22 protein-coding genes are annotated in these 15,901 nt (G+C 59.5%); 9 read left to right on the plus strand and 13 right to left on the minus strand.

What is annotated here, in order from left to right; translation table 11 throughout:
* The 6 genes from KBZ07_RS06610 to KBZ07_RS06635 form a co-directional block, all read right to left on the minus strand.
* Window positions 1-400 (minus strand): DUF4345 domain-containing protein (locus tag KBZ07_RS06610; protein ID WP_254930862.1); only part of this gene is annotated, 400 nt, incomplete at its 3' end.
* A gap of 123 nt (window positions 401-523) precedes the next feature.
* Window positions 524-664 carry a hypothetical protein gene (locus KBZ07_RS06615; protein WP_254930863.1) on the minus strand — a complete coding sequence of 47 codons (141 nt, stop codon included), beginning with the start codon at window positions 662-664 and terminating at the stop codon, window positions 524-526.
* A 55-nt stretch (window positions 665-719) separates the two neighbouring features.
* Window positions 720-1,049: a DUF1651 domain-containing protein gene (locus tag KBZ07_RS06620; protein ID WP_254930864.1), complete on the minus strand. Its 330-nt coding sequence runs from the start codon at window positions 1,047-1,049 to the stop codon at window positions 720-722.
* Window positions 1,021-1,659, minus strand: coding sequence for an RAD52 family DNA repair protein (locus KBZ07_RS06625; RefSeq protein WP_254930880.1), 639 nt, complete (start codon window positions 1,657-1,659; stop codon window positions 1,021-1,023). The genes KBZ07_RS06620 and KBZ07_RS06625 overlap by 29 nt, the downstream gene beginning before the upstream one ends.
* Window positions 1,660-1,873: 214 nt before the next feature.
* Entirely contained in the window at window positions 1,874-2,500 is a 627-nt protein-coding gene (locus KBZ07_RS06630) for a siphovirus Gp157 family protein (protein ID WP_254930865.1), read from the minus strand.
* Between the two features lie 76 nt (window positions 2,501-2,576).
* Window positions 2,577-3,023 carry a DUF2493 domain-containing protein gene (locus KBZ07_RS06635; RefSeq protein ID WP_254930866.1) on the minus strand — a complete coding sequence of 149 codons (447 nt, stop codon included), beginning with the start codon at window positions 3,021-3,023 and terminating at the stop codon, window positions 2,577-2,579.
* A gap of 3,245 nt (window positions 3,024-6,268) precedes the next feature.
* Here KBZ07_RS06635 and KBZ07_RS06640 point away from each other — a divergent pair.
* Complete coding sequence (locus tag KBZ07_RS06640; protein ID WP_254930867.1) at window positions 6,269-6,418, plus strand: hypothetical protein; 150 nt, start codon at window positions 6,269-6,271, stop codon at window positions 6,416-6,418.
* A gap of 221 nt (window positions 6,419-6,639) precedes the next feature.
* On the opposite strand, the gene KBZ07_RS06645 is transcribed toward KBZ07_RS06640, so the two are convergent.
* The 3 genes from KBZ07_RS06645 to KBZ07_RS06655 form a co-directional block, all read right to left on the minus strand.
* The gene (locus KBZ07_RS06645; protein WP_254930868.1) at window positions 6,640-7,233 is read right to left on the minus strand and encodes a mobile mystery protein B; all 594 of its coding nucleotides are present in this window, start codon (window positions 7,231-7,233) and stop codon (window positions 6,640-6,642) included.
* Window positions 7,224-7,685, minus strand: coding sequence for a mobile mystery protein A (locus KBZ07_RS06650; RefSeq protein WP_254930869.1), 462 nt, complete (start codon window positions 7,683-7,685; stop codon window positions 7,224-7,226). Before KBZ07_RS06650 ends, KBZ07_RS06645 begins: the two co-directional genes overlap by 10 nt.
* Before the next feature lie 287 nt (window positions 7,686-7,972).
* Window positions 7,973-8,923 carry a hypothetical protein gene (locus tag KBZ07_RS06655; protein WP_254930870.1) on the minus strand — a complete coding sequence of 317 codons (951 nt, stop codon included), beginning with the start codon at window positions 8,921-8,923 and terminating at the stop codon, window positions 7,973-7,975.
* On the opposite strand from KBZ07_RS06655, the gene KBZ07_RS06660 reads away from it, so the two are divergent.
* From KBZ07_RS06660 to KBZ07_RS06670, 3 genes are all read left to right on the plus strand, one after another.
* On the plus strand, window positions 8,912-9,082 hold the full coding sequence (locus KBZ07_RS06660; RefSeq protein WP_254930871.1) for a transposase: 171 nt from the start codon (window positions 8,912-8,914) through the stop codon (window positions 9,080-9,082). The genes KBZ07_RS06655 and KBZ07_RS06660 overlap by 12 nt on opposite strands.
* A 323-nt stretch (window positions 9,083-9,405) precedes the next feature.
* Window positions 9,406-9,843 (plus strand): glycosyltransferase, encoded by a 438-nt coding sequence (locus KBZ07_RS06665; protein ID WP_254930881.1) that lies wholly within the window; start codon window positions 9,406-9,408, stop codon window positions 9,841-9,843.
* Window positions 9,844-9,858: 15 nt separating this feature from the next.
* Complete coding sequence (locus KBZ07_RS06670) at window positions 9,859-10,107, plus strand: hypothetical protein (protein ID WP_254930872.1); 249 nt, start codon at window positions 9,859-9,861, stop codon at window positions 10,105-10,107.
* 31 nt (window positions 10,108-10,138) lie between these two features.
* Here KBZ07_RS06670 and KBZ07_RS06675 read toward each other — a convergent pair whose 3' ends face one another.
* Both KBZ07_RS06675 and KBZ07_RS06680 read right to left on the minus strand, forming a co-directional pair.
* Window positions 10,139-10,354: a hypothetical protein gene (locus KBZ07_RS06675; protein WP_254930873.1), complete on the minus strand. Its 216-nt coding sequence runs from the start codon at window positions 10,352-10,354 to the stop codon at window positions 10,139-10,141.
* Window positions 10,355-10,378: 24 nt separating this feature from the next.
* Window positions 10,379-10,753 (minus strand): LexA family transcriptional regulator, encoded by a 375-nt coding sequence (locus KBZ07_RS06680; RefSeq protein WP_254930874.1) that lies wholly within the window; start codon window positions 10,751-10,753, stop codon window positions 10,379-10,381.
* A gap of 683 nt (window positions 10,754-11,436) precedes the next feature.
* Here KBZ07_RS06680 and KBZ07_RS06685 point away from each other — a divergent pair.
* The 4 genes from KBZ07_RS06685 to KBZ07_RS06700 all read left to right on the plus strand — a co-directional run bounded on the left by KBZ07_RS06685 (window position 11,437) and on the right by KBZ07_RS06700 (window position 14,243).
* Window positions 11,437-11,697 (plus strand): hypothetical protein, encoded by a 261-nt coding sequence (locus KBZ07_RS06685; RefSeq protein ID WP_254930875.1) that lies wholly within the window; start codon window positions 11,437-11,439, stop codon window positions 11,695-11,697.
* A gap of 248 nt (window positions 11,698-11,945) precedes the next feature.
* On the plus strand, window positions 11,946-12,860 hold the full coding sequence (locus tag KBZ07_RS06690) for a histone deacetylase (protein ID WP_254930882.1): 915 nt from the start codon (window positions 11,946-11,948) through the stop codon (window positions 12,858-12,860).
* A 338-nt stretch (window positions 12,861-13,198) separates the two neighbouring features.
* Window positions 13,199-13,417, plus strand: a complete 219-nt coding sequence (locus KBZ07_RS06695) for a hypothetical protein (RefSeq protein WP_254930876.1) — start codon at window positions 13,199-13,201, stop codon at window positions 13,415-13,417.
* Window positions 13,418-13,997: 580 nt separating this feature from the next.
* Window positions 13,998-14,243: a hypothetical protein gene (locus KBZ07_RS06700; RefSeq protein ID WP_254930877.1), complete on the plus strand. Its 246-nt coding sequence runs from the start codon at window positions 13,998-14,000 to the stop codon at window positions 14,241-14,243.
* A 348-nt stretch (window positions 14,244-14,591) separates the two neighbouring features.
* On the opposite strand, the gene KBZ07_RS06705 is transcribed toward KBZ07_RS06700, so the two are convergent.
* Window positions 14,592-14,774 (minus strand): hypothetical protein, encoded by a 183-nt coding sequence (locus KBZ07_RS06705; RefSeq protein ID WP_254930878.1) that lies wholly within the window; start codon window positions 14,772-14,774, stop codon window positions 14,592-14,594.
* Between the two features lie 174 nt (window positions 14,775-14,948).
* Here KBZ07_RS06705 and KBZ07_RS06710 point away from each other — a divergent pair, with 174 nt between their 5' ends.
* Complete coding sequence (locus KBZ07_RS06710) at window positions 14,949-15,134, plus strand: hypothetical protein (protein ID WP_254930879.1); 186 nt, start codon at window positions 14,949-14,951, stop codon at window positions 15,132-15,134.
* A 140-nt stretch (window positions 15,135-15,274) separates the two neighbouring features.
* Here the strand turns inward: KBZ07_RS06710 and KBZ07_RS06715 are convergent, their stop codons facing one another.
* Window positions 15,275-15,862 (minus strand): sigma-70 family RNA polymerase sigma factor, encoded by a 588-nt coding sequence (locus KBZ07_RS06715; protein ID WP_254930883.1) that lies wholly within the window; start codon window positions 15,860-15,862, stop codon window positions 15,275-15,277.
* Between the last annotated feature and the right edge of the window lie 39 nt (window positions 15,863-15,901).

A 15,901-nucleotide genomic window follows, 5' to 3' on the forward strand; every position in this document is an offset into this window, starting at 1 on the left:
CAACGGTGGCTTCAGAATTTCTGTCATGACTGAACAAACAAAGAATTCCCAATGAGGCCAACACCAACTCTGCAACGGTATACACAATTAGGATTGGACTTGGCCAGCCGTTTAGAAGCATGTCAAGAAGTCTGCCGGCTGCTAATCCAGACATAAATACTATCTCGCTAATTATAGCTGTACGCATCAATGATCCGCCACGGATCGCGCCTAATAGCCAAAGGGCAAGGATTGCAAGGTAGAGACCCATCACGGCCCTAAGGATGTGAACTAAATCCCCTCCCATAGGTTGAATTTTCAAGAGATTTGGGAGGATCCGATTTGGGTCAATTCCGTAGCTAAGCGCAATTGGCAGCAGCCCAGCTGCGGAAAAAATGAGATAAAGGCGACTCGGGTTCATGGTCTCTGGAATAGGTTTTGAATTAAAGCAAATATCGATTTTACTCTGTATATCCTCCACGAGCTTGAGCTGGTTGATGACTTGATGATGTAGGAGCCAGCACGCTTTTTGGCGTGCTCTTACTCATGTCCCCACCGTAGATTGCACCTCTGTTTGATCAGCCTTCTCGGCAAGGCACACCAGCAGGGTGAGCAGCAGCAGCACGGTGGCCTTGAGGCTCAGCACCTTGGCAGTGCTGAACGGAAAGAAGGGGTTCAGGAGCACGGGTGAACACGAGTATCCCCATGCTGACGGGCCGATCCGCCAACGGCGCATTCACTCAAACCCTGGGCGGCTGCGGTGGGATCCACTGCGGCTCGCAGGCCTGCCAGCCGGCTCTGCGCTTCTGGGCCCAGAGCTTGATTGCCTCATTTCGCATCAGCTCCCTGCGGTGTTTCAGCAGCGGTGGCTCCCCGCTGGGCATCACCTCTCCAAAAGTCACCTCCAGGCTCTGGCTCCAACGGTCGTAGCGGCAGGGCTGGCTGCAGCGGTTAGCCGAGCGTCCGTCCCGGCTCTGGAACACCGGCATCGGCCTGATCATCGGCCTGTCGCTGCTGCGCTGGTTGCTGCAGCGCTGATGCTCAGGCCACCAGCTGCTGTTGTTGCACAAGGAAGGCCTCAATCCATTCGTGATGGCGGCGCTGGCTGATGCGATCAGCAATTGAGGGTGCATCTGGCGGCACCTGAAAACGCTTGCGGAATGCCTTGGTGAGACCTTCCAGTGCCGGGCGAGGCAGGGAGCGAATGGTGCTGTGTAGCTGGTGAATCGTGCCTGGATCAAGCGGATCAAGGCTGGGATCTATCTCTCGCTGAGCAGTCGATTGGGACTCGCGCCCAGGCGCCACTTCTGCTGGCCTGCTGCTGGGGTTGGCGTTAGAGGCCGGAGTGGCCGAGCTGGTGACCTCCCGCTGCTGCTTGTCGTAGAGCGCCAGACCAAAGGGATTGCCAAAGGTCATCAGGGCGCGCTTCATGGCGTCGGTTTCGGCCTCCTTGAGGGCAGATTCGTGGGCCTGGCCCAAGTCGACGTCGATGCCGTGGCCGGCGCCGCTGCCTTCTCGTATGACATCTCCAACGCTGATGCGCACCCGGGCGGTGTAGGTGACACCCCAGCCGGCACGGTTGCTGCTGCCCAGGGTGCGCTCCCGCTCAGAGACGCACTGCACGGCAATGGTTTCGCGTTGCCAGCCGTCAAAGCCAAAGATGCGGTTGGCTTCTGCAATCGCTTGCTACCCCTCCAAATAGGCCAGGGAGCGGCCGGCCTGGCTGCGGGTTTGGACCTTGGCGCGATCTAGTGGAGCGGAAAGAGCAGCGATCTGCTCGGTGGAGAAGACAGCGGTGGTCATGGGAATACTGAGATGTGAGAGGTGATTTGGGTGGAAGGGGGATGGGCCCGCCCTTGCAGCAGACCCATATCGAGGGGGGCTCTGCCCCCCGTCAGTGGATGCGCCAGGAGCGGCGGTTGAGCAGCTGAGCGCCTGTGATCTGGCGGCCGGCTTTAAGGGCTTCTTTGATGGCGTTTTTGTCTGGCTTGCTGGTGGTGGAGAAAGTGAGCCACTCGGCATCGAGGGCCTCATCGTCGTCGATCACTACGGACTGGGACTTGCGGCTTGTGAGCTCGTGATCGGGGAAGGAGAAGCGCGTAGCCGCCGGCTGCAGCTGGGTAAGGACAAAGATCAGCGATTCCTCCAGGGCATCAGCCCTGCCGGCATCAGAGCGGGCTAAATCGGCGAGGCGCTTGGCCTGCTGCTGGCGGTAGGTGGACTGGCCGCGCAGGTGCTCAATTACCCAGCAGGTGGCATCTGCTTTGGCGGCGAGGGCCTGCTTATTGCCCTCTTCTGCCAGTAGGGCTGCCTCCAACTCGGCCAGGGCCAGAGCGCGCTGCTCGGGATCATCAGCTTCCAGCTGCTCGGCTAGCTGGGAGATAGCGGTAGTGAGCTCCTGGGCCTCGCTGCCCAGCTGCCAGAGGGAACCGGAGCGCTGCAGGGAGCAGGCGGGGCCTGCAGCTGGAGGAGCCGCTAGCGGTTTGACGGCAGCGGCCTGGATGGGAGTGAGAACAGCCATGAGGATGAGAAAACGATGGAGATGGAAAGAACGGACCGGACCACCAGGGGCGCCAAAGGCTTGTGGTGCTGGGTGATCAGGAGCAGCCGACACCGACTGGCACGGCGCAGAGCCCGGCAGCTGGGCTGACCTCGACCACGGCAATCGGCACCGGAGAACGCGACGCCATGCGGCGGGCTTCTCTCACCAGCGAGGCCGTGCCGGCACCACCGGGGAAGGCCACTACCAGCACTGACGTGAGCGAGCCCGGGGAGGTGTGGGCCACGGCTTTGGCAATGGCCTGCTGGAGCAGCTCGCGATTGCGAATTGGCCCGGCGGCCCGGCCATGGAGCTGCCACTGGGCCGGCATCACCAGGGCTGACCAACCCAGCTGCTGGGCAGCGCGACCAATAGCGGCATCAGCGCCGCGGGCACCGCCATGGAGGAGCAGGTGAACAAGGCGGCCACTGCTGCGGGCGAGCAGCTCAGCGGCAACCCGCTGCTGGGGCCAGGCCAGATCACGACCACCCCCGGCTGCGATCACAAGCGAGTGGGATGGGGCTATTTCAGGGCTAGATGAGAGATAAAGATCCATGAATCAGCTGCCAGATGTGACAACTGATCGGGGCATCACAGCTGTTTAAAGCAATAGAGCAGTGATGGCGAGATCAGGGATTGGATTACCGCAGGCGATGGGCTTGGGGCCTTTGGCGCAGCCCTTATTCTACCAGTACAAGTGCACTTGTGGATGACTAAAACTACGGCAGGGCAATGGATCTGCGGAGAGCAAGGCCATGCCCTGCGGTCTAGGCCTACTAAGAATTAAGGCCACCAGATCCGATCAGAACTGACCTGTGCTCGCACAGCCGCGCGAGGAAAGCTGGGGCCTCACTCCAGCCAGCCACCGGCAGCCGGTAGCCACGCCACCGCAGCCGCGGGCATGCCCCCCTTGCGCTCCATCCCCGCACCCCAGGGCAGGGGCGGAGGGCGGCGGCGGCTGTCTGACGTCAGCCACGGCGCAGCTGTGGCAAGTTCAGAACAGCCGACGACGCCTGGAGCCCTCGCTGCGCTCTCTTGTTAAGCCCCAGGGCACATCCAGGAACTCCACCAGCAGCAACCCGGCGGGTGCCGTGTTGCTTGCACTAGGCCGTAGCGGGTGGCCTGATCCATCCCGACCCGGCCCCAGGACAGCTGTTCGGGTGTGACGAGCACCCGAGACAGCCGCCGGCCATAAGGGCTTCTCTGATGGCTTCCAAGGCCTGCAGGAGCCTGTAGCAGTTGCGGCTGCGCTTGTAGCAGGGGTTGCCAGGGGTGTCGTGGTGCTGGAAATGATTAGGCGCTGACCCGTTGAGGTGCTGACTGGCAGGAAGAGGAGCCTGGGGGATCCTCGAAACCAGGGGTGGCAGGAAAAAACTCAGATCCATGCGATCTCTCGGGCATAGCCCAAGCCCCTTTCGCCCTCTGCAGAGCCCTTTTGCTTTCTCGCAGCAGGCTCAAAGAGCTCTCGCTTCCGTCGCGGAGGAAGCGAGAACCCAGGAGATTGTGCGCATTTTGTGCGCATCTCCCTTGGTCAACCGGTGAAAAGTCAATCGGGGCGACAGGATTCGAACCTGCGACCTAGTGCTCCCAAAGCAACTGCTGCTGGCTAGTCGTGGCTAGCGTTTCTGGTCTTATACTAGTTGCTGCAACGGGTCTTGCCGCCACAAGCTGCCACAATCAGCATGTTGTGGCAGTCTCCCAGCTCCCGCTCAGCTCCCACGTCTGGCCCTTATGCCCGTCACCGTCGCCAAGTCCGGCAAGCTCGTGGAGCCATGGGTATTGGCCCTCCGCTCAACGGTGACTGCAAACCCTGGCCGTCGTTCTTGGTCACTGACAGGACATCGTGGAACTGTCAAGCTCCAGATCCGAATTGGGACATCCAGGCCATCGGTCAAGCTTCCGCTTGATTGGTGTCAGGCATCCGTCCCGGACATTGTTCGTATTTGCGATGCCATCGCCATACGTTTAGAGGCAGGCGAGAATCTCTCAGAGGCAGCTGAGGCCGTATTTCGGAGCAAGCCTCACCAGCTGTTGGCAGTAGGTGCAGTCGCTGAGCACCCATGCGTAACGGGAGACTGGAGTAATGCCATGGAGAGATTTAAGGATCAAAAACTAAATCATGGAAACACGATAAAGCAAGAAACCTGGAACCTAAAGTACGAGCCAGTACTTAACGACGCTCTCCGTTTACTTAGCAGCAACTCTCCGGCCACTTCATCTGGTGAGCTTATTGAAGCCTGCATTAAGAAATGGATACCAGGATCTCGCACACGCGAAATACGTGCTCAGAACCTGGCCCAATTCCTGAGGCATTGCGTTGCACGTGAGGGCTTCCCTTCTATTTGGACGCCACCACCCAGCCTCGCTGACCTCGTTGGGCGCAATCCCTCAGGGACCTTAAGACGAGAGGCTGCGACACTCACAGACATTGAAATCAGCAAACTTATTGATAGCTTTCCGGCCGACTCAGCCGGATCACGCTGGGGTGATGCAATTTACCTGATGGCGATTCTTGGTCTTCGTCCAATTGAGCTGTTGCACCTTTCAGTGAAGGAGGACAAAGCTGATGGAACAGAATTCTGGTGGTGCAACTACCGAAAGCGCTCCGGCGGTGGCGTAACCAACCCTCGACGATTATACCCCTTAGCTTTGCGTAATGTTGCAGTAAATGATGCTGGGGTTCGCAGCGATAGTGCCTTGCTTGGTCGTTGGCGATCGGGAAATGTACTACTGCCATCCTTGTCAAGCGGTACCAGTCCAGGTGACTGTATTGCTACCTACCTGGAGCGCAGGCCATATTGGCGAGAACTCAAGGCCGCACAAAAGGAAAAGGGCGAGTCCCTTTCTCCATATTCGCTGCGTCACTCCTACAGCCTGCGGGGACATTGCCTTGGCATTGACGCCGGCTCGATGGCCATGGCTATGGGGCATCCCCTCGAATGTCATCTAAGGGAATATCGGTGGGCTAGCTCAGCGAGCACTGCGGAAGCATTCGCGCGTGCCAATGCAAGCGGCCACAACTAGTAGAAAGTGGCACACCCCCATAGCTGAGATCGACTGCGCCGCAATGATTGATTCTGTCGTGTCCTACGCAGGCGAGAACTGGCACAAGGCCTTGCCCTCCGATTGCCCATCGGCCAATAAGTTCAACGAGTCCGCAACAGCAATCAATGGTTGTTGTTAGCATTAGATAATGCAATGGCTAAATTAATCTCGGATGCTCATTTGTGGGTTCCAACGACAGACTGCTGCTTTAGGATGGGAGTCAGCCGAGAGACATTAAGGCGGCTGCGTCTTGCTGGATTGCTGAAACCAGGAATTCACTACAGATCAAAAGGGTGTAGTCGCAATAGTCCACACCAGTGGAATTTAGAAGCAATCAGTTTGTCAATGTCAAAGTGGGCCAAGACTCGTAGTGCCGAGTTAAAGAAGTCGGGTTAACAATGCTATTGCTTCTGGATTGCTTGTGAGCGCCAGGCCCTGGGACCTGATCCCTCACCCAGGACGCCGCAGCAGGAAAGCCGCAGGCCATTCCCATCCAGAACCATCAGGTGTCCCTCCCAGGAGGTGACAGGCCTCAACTGCTAGTCAGATCTTCCTTAAGCGCGGCTTATTGAGGTGATGCACCGCATGCACCACCACGGTAGGTGGCGGAACTACATCATCCCAGCGCCAGGTCCGGTGTCACCGGAGCCCACGGCCAGCGGGAAACCCACCGCCCCACTGGGGGCACTCACTACCTGAGCACCCTTGAGTCCCGAATACTTCCCGATCCAGAAGCGATGGCGGCAACTCCGCCCGCTGTTTGAGCAGGAGATCACCATCCGCCTGGCTCACCTCGAGATGGAGGCTTACGCCCAATTGCCCTGTGTCAACTACGTAGGCGGGCGCGTTGCCTAATTGTCGCCGTGCACCTTCCCCATCAGCGCGGGCGAATGCCCGGCCACCGCAGCCGCGGGGAAGTGGCCCTGCCTGCCACCCCTAAATCACCGGCCCCAGAGCGGAGGGCGGCGGCGGCTGGCCAATGCACGCCACGGCCCAGCCGTGGCACGCTGAAGGACGGCCGTTGTCGCACCTAGAGGTGCGCTCAAGGAATTCGACCGGAGCCCTGCGGCGATTGCTCAGCGCGCGCGCGCAAAGTCGAGCAGGGCGCCTAAGTCACCACGGTCGGCCTGCTGGAGAGCGGCGATGTATTGCTGGCGCAGGCCTGAGGTATCGACCAGGGAGCTGCTGCCTCCCCAGGAGAAGCGAGTTGCCCCTATCTGCTCGATCAAGACATCAGCGATCAGGCGCGCATGGCGGCCGTTGCCATTGGGGAATGGGTGGATAGAAACCAGCCGGTGATGGAAACGGATGGCGATTCGATCCACCGGATCCACCTGGTGTTCCACCTGAAAGGCGATGTCGGCCAGCAATGCCGGCACCTGCATGCGGATCTGCCTCCAGTCGGCACCGATGCTCTTGTCGCTGCTGCGGTACTGACCGGCCCAGCGCCAGCTCTGGCCGAACATTTCGCGATGCAGACGCCGCAGCCAGCTCTCTTCCAGCGGCCGGTGCTGACGCTGGCGGGTCAGCCAGTGCAGGGCGGCCTCGAGGTTTTGCTGCTCCCATTCGTTGAGCTGGCTGCGGCTCACCAGATGAGAGGGCAGCAGCCCCTCCAGCTCCTCGCCATCGAGCTGCGTCGCCCCGGCCGGTAGGCCGACGTTCAATCCCACAGCCGGGTGCCGCTGGTGCGCAGGATCTCCTCGGCCATGGCTTCGAGCCGCTCCTGCGTACCCGCCGAAGGCGATCCAATCGGCTGTGCCTCCAGCGCCATGGTGCGACCGGCTCGCTGCTGCCACTGCTGAGCTAACCGCATGGCCTGCCTCCACCGCATCTCCCGCAGCGGCCGCCTTGGCACCAGGGCGTACTGAAGATCGCATTCGAGGGCCTCGGCCACCCGCCGCAGGGTGCCGAGTGTGATGGCATCGACCGCTTCTGCCTGCTCCAGCTTGCGAGCCCCAGAAGCCGTCACGCCAAGGCGTTCTGCCAGCACGCCGGAGGTCATTCCCAGGGCCTCGCGGATAGCCCGCAGCCAGCCCGCCGGCGGGCGCGGCGGCACAGGATGACTGGCGGTGCCTTGAAGCACCGCATCCATCTGGGCCAGCCTTAGCTCTTTGGCATTCATGGTGGATGGGAGCGATTAGTCCCGCTTGGGGTCTTTGCAAGCAACTTATCACTCCTACTGGAAGACAGCTAGGGAGAGTGCTGGGTTGCTTAGTAGTTCGAGCGCGGGAGCGATAGGTTGCCCAGTGTGACTTTGAACCTGCTTCTGCGGCCTGGCTGCAGGACGGCTCACTCCAAGGGTGCGTCGAGAAACTCCGCCAGCAGAACCAGGCAAGTGTTGTGGATCGCATCGGCAACGTTTATCGGCCGAGACGTCTCGCGGCCCGCTCAAAAGCGTCGTCGACCACTTCATCGCCACACCACTTGCTGTAGGACGCCAAGTGGGTCTCGACGCTGTGCCCCATAGCGGCAGCAGCGACCTTGGGCGGGGGGTTCACAGATCAGATGGGCACGGTGCGCGTAGCCATGCCTTGCCGAATAAAGAACGAGCTTCTCTCCTGCAGCTTCGTAGTCCTGGCGAAGCTCCTTCCAGCGGCGGCGGCGACGCATGTAGACACCCATATCCTCGGCGCCATAGCCAGGACGCATCGGTGGCAAAGGCTGGCTCTTGAACGTCTCCAGCAGATTCCAACTCTCAGCCCAATCGTCACAGGGAAGCAGGCGCAGGAGCCTGGGCTGGGTCTCGCCACGACTGGTGCTCTTTCTGTAGTTGCACCACATTCGGTCGCTTCGAATCTGAAGGTGCTGAAGCTCCTCCGGCCTGAGGCCATAGGCCGCCAGCAGCTGGAAGGCAAACCGCCACCGTGCATCAGGGATGGCATCCACCAACTCCAGGATGTGCTGCACTTCCACCGGGGTAGTGATGGTCTTCTCTTCTCGCTTGCGACCGACATAGGGATCAAGGTCAAGCGGTGGTGCCCACTCCTGGGCCAAGGTGCCGTTGTCGACCCCCCAGCGCAGCAAAGCTGCGGTCTGCTGCACCTGCATCTGCCGACCACGGGTGCCGGGTCGCTTGGACCAGCGGGCAGTCACGGCCTCCAACAGCTCACGGGGGTTGTTTGGCGGTCTCTTGCTCTCAAAGGTGGCCAGCAGTTCAGTCATGCGCCGTTGGTAGAAGCTGGTCCACGTCCGCAGCTTGATGGCACCGCTACTCAGCTTTCTCGCCTTGAACCGCTCCACCAGAGCTGGCCAATCGATCACTCCTTTCTCCGCGTCACTGCTCAGCTCATCACCGGCCAGTGCAGCATCAATTGCTTGAGCAAGAGGTGAGCCCGCGATGAACGCATCGTGAATCGCCAAGACGGCGTCTCGAATGGCATCGGGCTCAGGAGCAAGAAGGGATCGAGAATCTACACCCAGCGCAAAGCGATCGTGGAACCGGTGAACGGGCAGATCAAGGAATGTCGGGGTTTGCGGCGCTTCCTGCTGCGGGGATTGGAGAAGGTGAACGGCGAGTAGCACCTGATTGCCGCCACCCACAACCTGCTCAAATTATTCAGATACCGCCGATCACAGCAGCAGGAGCTGGCTGTAGCAACGGGATGAGGTGCAGTAACCCTGGCAATGAGGCCAGGACTGAGCCATTCCAACATCGATAGGGGCCAAAAAAGTCAGAAGAACAGAGCTGCGGTCGTTCGGCTAGCTGCGATCTGCCGTCAGCTCGGCCCCTCTATGCTTTATTGGCAACAAACTCCTAGGATGAAAGAGCTCGCGATAATTCAACTAATTTGACGACCGTTAGTGTCATTACACCGACCAGGCTTTTGCCTGATCGATTGTCTATGCTGAGCAATCTAAATCGCAGTCTAGCAGAAAATAGCTGCAATATTGAACATGTGATTGTCGTTGATGGCAACGACCTCGAAGCCCTTCCTGCCGAGCTTGCCGCCAACGCCACAGTGATTGCTTCTGCCCGGCCGATTGGTCAGGCGGCAGCTCGCAATCTTGGCCTGCTTGTTGCTCGGGGAGAGTGGATCACCAGTGCTGACGACGACGACTGGCTTTACCCCCATTCCATCGACAAGCGCCTGGCCGCAATCAATGGCCAGGCTGGGGCCCTGTGGGCAGCCGGTTATTGCACCGATGATCTAAAAAACGATCCCGCCATTGTGGCCGCTGGACTATGCCTGGCGGGTGATGTCTGGCGAGCCTGGCCATCCCCCCATGACAGCCTTCCCTTGGGGCCAACCACCCTGCTTGTACAGGCTGCCCTGCTATAGTATGTCGGAGGCTGGATGGGTCTGCCACAAGGTGAAGATGTGGGCATGATGATCGCGGTTACAAGTAGTGCAGCAGGCGTACTAATTTCTGATTATGTCTATCACATACGCCTCCATGTAGGCCAGATGACCAAATCAGCTTGGTTTGATGATTTGGAGCTTTTGTCGCGCCGATCTGCTTGGGAGCGCGGTCAAACCATCCTCTCTCAGCAGCTTGCAAGTTATTCAGTGCCGCTGATTCGCCAGCGCATTGCCACTCTTTGATTATCTCAAACCTGTGACCAACCCCTCCCTGCTACCTATCGCTGGCCGCGAAGCCGAAATCCTCGCCCTGGTGCAGCCCCCGCAGCACCGATTTGCGGTGATACCCGCTGAGTTCCACCAGTTCATCCACCAGGGCACCCTTCTCCTGGTAACTGAGCAACTGGTAGCGGCTACGGGCTGCCTCCAGCAGCTGCCTGCGCCGCTGACGCTGGAGCCGGCTTTCAGCAGAGCTGGATGCCGACGCCAAAGGAACAAATTGACTGAGGCAACACTAGATGACTGGCAACACGAATTGAGATTCAACTCGCCCTGAGCGATCAAAGACCTCCAGGTCCAAAGGAACTGCTGCCTCTCCTGGCCCCACCGGCTTAAGTAACCACTGCTCCCCCTGACGCAGCAGCTGCCGCAGCAGGAAGCTGCCCTGATGGTCTACGACAACGACATGGCCGGAGCAGGGTTCGACACTGCGATCGATCACCATCAGGTCGCCGTCCTGAATTCCATGCTGGCGCAGTCGATTGGCGCTGACCCGCATGTAAAAGGTGCAGATCGGGTTGGGAATCAGTGCAGCATGGAGATCTAAGTCCTCACCTAATGAGCCCTGGCGGTAGGGGACAGGTCCTCCAATGGGCAGGTCGGCCAACATCTTAGCTTCGGCAGCAGTACAGCCGTTCTACTCCTGGTGAGGAGCGCTTGGCTCAGCTGCCTGCTTCTAGCCAGGGCACAAGCTTCATATCCCCCACCTTGTTCCAGGTTTTGCATTTGGGATCGGCCAACCGGCCCGCCCTTGGTGACGACCAAGATGGGTGCCCCATGCCAGCCGACCCGCCAAAGCTGCTCATCGCCCGCCAACACGATCAAATCGCCAGTGGCGGGGTGCTTGAGGTCTGAGGGCATCGCTGCAGCGTAGAAACCCATTGGCGGGTCGATACCAAACCGCATCCCCTTACGGCGCGAGCGGAACAAGGACTGACCCCAGGTGGATTGCTCTATGGATCGTCTGCTGGGTGGCTCAGTTTTCGATGTCGCCTGAAAGCCGCCGGGTGCTTCAGCAGGTCGACCGCTAGTGCCATAGCCGCCAGGAGCTGATAGGCACTGACCGCCAGCTGGGCTACCGGGTGACCAAAGGCGACCTGATGCCTGGCTGGAGAACCACAACGCAGCGGAAGTGCAGGGAGGGGGTAAAGCCTCCAATTACTGAGCCCCAACGCTTTTGCAAGGACTGGTGTGCCCTAGCCAGTCGCCGGCTTAAGCCAGCCCCCGAGCCCGCTCGAGCCACACAGCGAGACCGGGCGCGGCAGCATGTAACGAAGTCGTTACATGGCTCTCATGACTGTCGGAGAAGTCTTTCTGGAGTCCCTCTCCAGCGGTGTGATCACGGAGAATGAGATCTCCTGGGTTGCCTCCCACCAAGGCGCCTTTGCCCGCCACGAAGAAGCCCTGGCGATTCGGTTGGGGCGCCTAATGGACGAGGGGCAGATCAACCTTGGCTGCCGCCTGCCAGGTCGTCTTGTTCAGCACAAGGTTGTGGTGCACGAATGGATCGAACCGCTGGGCCGGCGCCGCGGCAGAGAGGCCGTTTGCGCCTGAAATCGCAGTAGCCCTAATGACTCAAGAGCAAAAACTGCACTACTGGCAGAACATGCGCACTGCCATGGAGGCTGCCGGCCAGACCTCAAGCGCCATCCACAAGCGCGCCCTTGCGATCAGCCAGGGGCTGCCAGATCCTCTTGCAATCCCTGATGGTGCTCAGTCCTGAGTGCTTCCATCAGCGGGTGGATGGCGGTCCTGGCCTTCTAAATTATTTCTCTGAGATCGTCGCTGAGAAGGACTCTGCCCTGGGCCCTCCGATCGTCTACCACCCGGCCTATTCAGCTCCGCTGCCGAGCAGCCATCGCTTTCCGATGGCGAAATTCCAGCAGCTCCACTCCCTGCTGCTGAAGAAGGGGATAGCGTCGCCGAGCCAGCTGCACACACCTCTACCAGCACCCCGCCGCTGGCTCGAGCTGGTACATCAACGCAGTTACCACGAGGCTTTCGCCAGAGACAAACTCAGTGCCGCCGATCAGCGCCGTATCGGTCTTCCCGCCACCACTCCCTTAGTGCAGCGCACCTGGCTGGCGGTTGGGGGGACGGTGCTCACAGCCCGATTGGCGCTTCGCTACGGGGTGGCCTGCCACCTTGCCGGCGGCACTCACCATGCCTTCTCTGATTACGGCAGTGGCTTTTGCATCTTCAACGACTGCGCCGTGACGGCCCGTGTGCTCCTGGCCGAGGGCGCCGTGGAACGGTTAATGGTGGTCGATCTCGACGTGCACCAGGGTGATGCCACAGCGGCGATCTTTGCTACGGACCCACGGGTGTTCACTTTCTCCGTCCACTGCGCCAGCAACTTTCCGCTGCGTAAACAGAGCAGCGACGTCGACGTCGACCTTGACGATGGGGTGGAAGACCTTGACTACATCAGAGCTATCGGCGATCTAATTCCCGACCTGCTCGATCAGCATCGGCCCCAACTAGTGCTCTACAACGCAGGGGTGGATCCCCATAGAGACGATCGCCTCGGACGGCTCTGCCTAAGTAGCGAAGGGCTACTAAACCGCGACCGGCTTGTGCTCAATGCCTGCCTAAGGCGCGGCATCCCAATTGCCACCGTGATAGGTGGCGGCTACGACCTATTGGAGCCACTCGTAGAGCGCCACAGCCTGGTGTTCCGGGCCGCCGCAGAGCAGGCCAGACTTCATCGGCTCTAAACAGATCTCAATCATCCGCCCAGATGTAGCTGGTGAGCAGGGCACAAGTGTTCGTGGCCTACGTGGGACCTGATCACCTACGGCTGCCGGCCTGCGGAAGTTTTCTCCCTGAAGCCAAAGGTTTGCACGGCGACAATTAGATAGGCTGGCGCGTACGTAGTTGACACCGGGCAAAAGGTTGTTGGCACAGCAGCAGCGCATGATGGGACTATTAATTACTGCGGTGACGATGCATATTCTGGTGAATGGACCAAAGGCTGTTTCCCGATTCTGGTTCGAGAGGGGGCTGGGGAGGACAGAGAATGAGCCTGGTCAATTCCTGATTGCTCCACAACGCTATGCCTGCTGATGTGGTGATCGGAGGGAAAACGCTGCGATTGGTAAGGCGAAGCGATGTCGCCGTTGCCCTGCGTGTGGCAGCCCATTTCCAGCGCCGCATCGCTGAGGATGACTGGCGCCCCTACCAGAGCAGAAAGGATGCGGTACGGGCCTGGACCCGGCTGGGCGGCATCCGCCTTCAGGTGATGGAAGCACTGAGCCTGTTGAACGAATCCTGAACCTCTGCTGCGCCCACAGCACAAGGGCTTACGGACACGCAGGGCAGATCGGCTGAGAGCCGGGGTCTACTGGTCCTTGATCTCACCAAACAGCCGGGCGCTCAGGCAGGTCCTGCGCCAGTGCCATAGCCGCCTGGAGCTGCTTGCTATGCACTGCCCGCGTCCTTAGAGGAAGTCTGTCATTCGCAGCTGTACTCACTGCAGCCGCTGGAGCCATAAACAAAAGTCTATAATATTTAGAGATGTGTTAACTAACAATTTTTGCTGATCGTTGAAGTTCGGTAGTGGTGCGGCTTTCCGCCTCGCACCCACCAAGACGTGATCGCGAACATTGGGTGGTCTGACATTCATTCTTTCAAATGTCCACTGAAGTTAAAAATTGGGCAACGGTAGCAACCGCAATGGAAGCTCAGGGCGCAACGGATAGTCAGATGTACATCCGAGCAAGAGCTCTTGCCAATGGTGAGGTCGACCCATTGCCTACAAGCTTCCCCCCAGCCCCTTTTACAATCTCAGAAGTCCAATAGTAAAACCCATAAACAGCAAGGTCCCTTACATGGGGCTTTGCTCCACCAATAACATGTCCAATCACCGACTTTCACTGGAGCAAAAGTTCCGACTGGAGACAGCGTTCCGCGAGATTGATGCTTGCGATGACATTGAAATGCTTCGCGAAGTTGCAAAACAAATAATTACCTCCGAAGAAAATGAAAAAGCCGCAGTGCGGGAAGCAATCACGCAGATCAGGAGGGAACTGGAGGTAGAATTTAGTAATAAATATCGCAACCATAATAATTATGCATCTATTGCAAATCAGGATTTTTAGTAGTCCATTTTTGCCTATTACTTTGTTTTGGGAGCCCCAGTTGCAACAACTCAAACCCTAGTCACAGCCTTGATTTGACACCCGCGACGCCACCAAAAAAGTGACGGCGAGTGATAGAAGCCAAGGATTGCACTGGGCCCCGAGCTCAGCCCTTCACCTTGAGCCACACTGCCAGCAGCTTGTGGCGGTCCTGATTGCTACTCGCACAAAGTGGGGCCAATGAACTCAGAACAGCTTCAGGGCCTAGCTGTGCTGGCTCTGGCGATGGTGCCGGTGGCTCTGCTGTGGTGGGTCTGGATCCGGATGCTGGACTGATTGCTGCCTGCTGCCGCTGTGCCCAGTTCACCCCTATCGGCGCCAACCACGACGGCGAAACACCAAAAACTCTTCACGGAGTCGCTCGTGAAGGGGTGTGATGTCGACCATCTGCTCCCGTGCCGGCACATTCACTACAGACCCGGTCCGTTCCGCCTCCTTCCTGAGTTGACGCAACACCGGAATCAAGATCAGGGCAATGACGAGACTTGTCATTAACAGCACCGGCAGGACGCTGACTGTCATCGCCACGAACAAGGCCGCTGCCAGCACTTGTCCGGCGACTGCCAACCACCTTGGTCTCGCCCTACTCGGCAACTGCTTCATCCTTCAACCCTAAGGGGGCTCCTTTAACCCAATGCGCCCGTAGATTTATCTGCCTGGTTTTAGGTGTTTCTCGAAAACCGCTGGCACATATTTGATGCCCGCCACAACATCCCGCGCTGCGGCCGGGTGCTGATTGCCCGCGGCCGCGATGCTGCAGATGTGCCCTTTCTGCGCTCCTTTGGGGAGCATGAGCTGGTGGGGTTTGCGGTCACCACTGAGCTCGCTGCAGCCGCCCCGCTGCTGGCCTGAACTGACGGTGCTGAGCCGCTGGATCTGAGCCCCCCTTAGCTCAGAACCACTCCATTAGCGCCTTGGCCTACGACGAAGGCGGCAGCGGTTGGTGGCCGCTCTCCACGCTCGTGTTTGAGCAGTAACTGGGGAGGAGGGCCTCAGCCCCCACCCACCAGCTGCTTGCGCAGAGCCTCAAGAGCCTTCTTCTGGGCCCGCTGCACCGACATGGCGCTGATTTGCAGCTGCTCTGCTGCAGCCCGCAGCGATAGGCCCTCAAGGATGGTGAGCCTCAGGGCCGTGGCTTGAGCTGCCGGCAGCTGATCTACTAGCTGCTCCAGCGCCAGATCATCAGCGGGGCCGGCTGCTTCTTGCTCTGGGCTGGCCAGCTGATCGAGCAGGCAGGGCTCGCCAGCGGCGTGGCCATCAAGGCTGATATGACCCAGGGGGCATTGACCCTGCTCATGCAGCTGGCGTGGGATGCGCACCAGCCGCACCCGATCGCGCAGGTGATGCTGGAGGGCACCTGAAATGCAGCGGCGCAGATAGGGCTCAGCTGGCTCACCCGCTTTGCAGCGCAGCACTGAACGGAGCAGGGATTCTCTAGCTACCTGGATCAGATCCTCCCGCTCGACCAAAGGGAAGAAGCGGCGGGCTACAGCTGAAGCAACGGCATCAGCCAGAGGCAGGTGCTGGAGCACCAGGGCATCGCGGGCACGGAGGGCAGAGCGGGAAAGCGGGGCAGCCATCTGGGGACGGCAGAGAACCCCACCCCCAACGGCCAGCCG

It is taken from the genome of Cyanobium sp. BA20m-14 (assembly GCF_024346295.1).

Bases quoted from the DNA above. Each gene is read 5' to 3' on its own strand.
- KBZ07_RS06630 (WP_254930865.1), bottom strand. From the start codon at position 2,500: ATGGCTGTTCTCACTCCCATCCAGGCCGCTGCCGTCAAACCGCTAGCG.
- KBZ07_RS06650 (WP_254930869.1), bottom strand. From the start codon at position 7,685: ATGAATGCCAAAGAGCTAAGGCTGGCCCAGATGGATGCGGTGCTTCAA.
- KBZ07_RS06665 (WP_254930881.1), top strand. From the start codon at position 9,406: ATGCTGAGCAATCTAAATCGCAGTCTAGCAGAAAATAGCTGCAATATT.
- KBZ07_RS06670 (WP_254930872.1), top strand. From the start codon at position 9,859: ATGGGTCTGCCACAAGGTGAAGATGTGGGCATGATGATCGCGGTTACA.
- KBZ07_RS06680 (WP_254930874.1), bottom strand. From the start codon at position 10,753: ATGTTGGCCGACCTGCCCATTGGAGGACCTGTCCCCTACCGCCAGGGC.
- KBZ07_RS06685 (WP_254930875.1), top strand. From the start codon at position 11,437: ATGACTGTCGGAGAAGTCTTTCTGGAGTCCCTCTCCAGCGGTGTGATC.
- KBZ07_RS06695 (WP_254930876.1), top strand. From the start codon at position 13,199: ATGCCTGCTGATGTGGTGATCGGAGGGAAAACGCTGCGATTGGTAAGG.
- KBZ07_RS06700 (WP_254930877.1), top strand. From the start codon at position 13,998: ATGTCCAATCACCGACTTTCACTGGAGCAAAAGTTCCGACTGGAGACA.
- KBZ07_RS06705 (WP_254930878.1), bottom strand. From the start codon at position 14,774: ATGACAAGTCTCGTCATTGCCCTGATCTTGATTCCGGTGTTGCGTCAA.
- KBZ07_RS06715 (WP_254930883.1), bottom strand. From the start codon at position 15,862: ATGGCTGCCCCGCTTTCCCGCTCTGCCCTCCGTGCCCGCGATGCCCTG.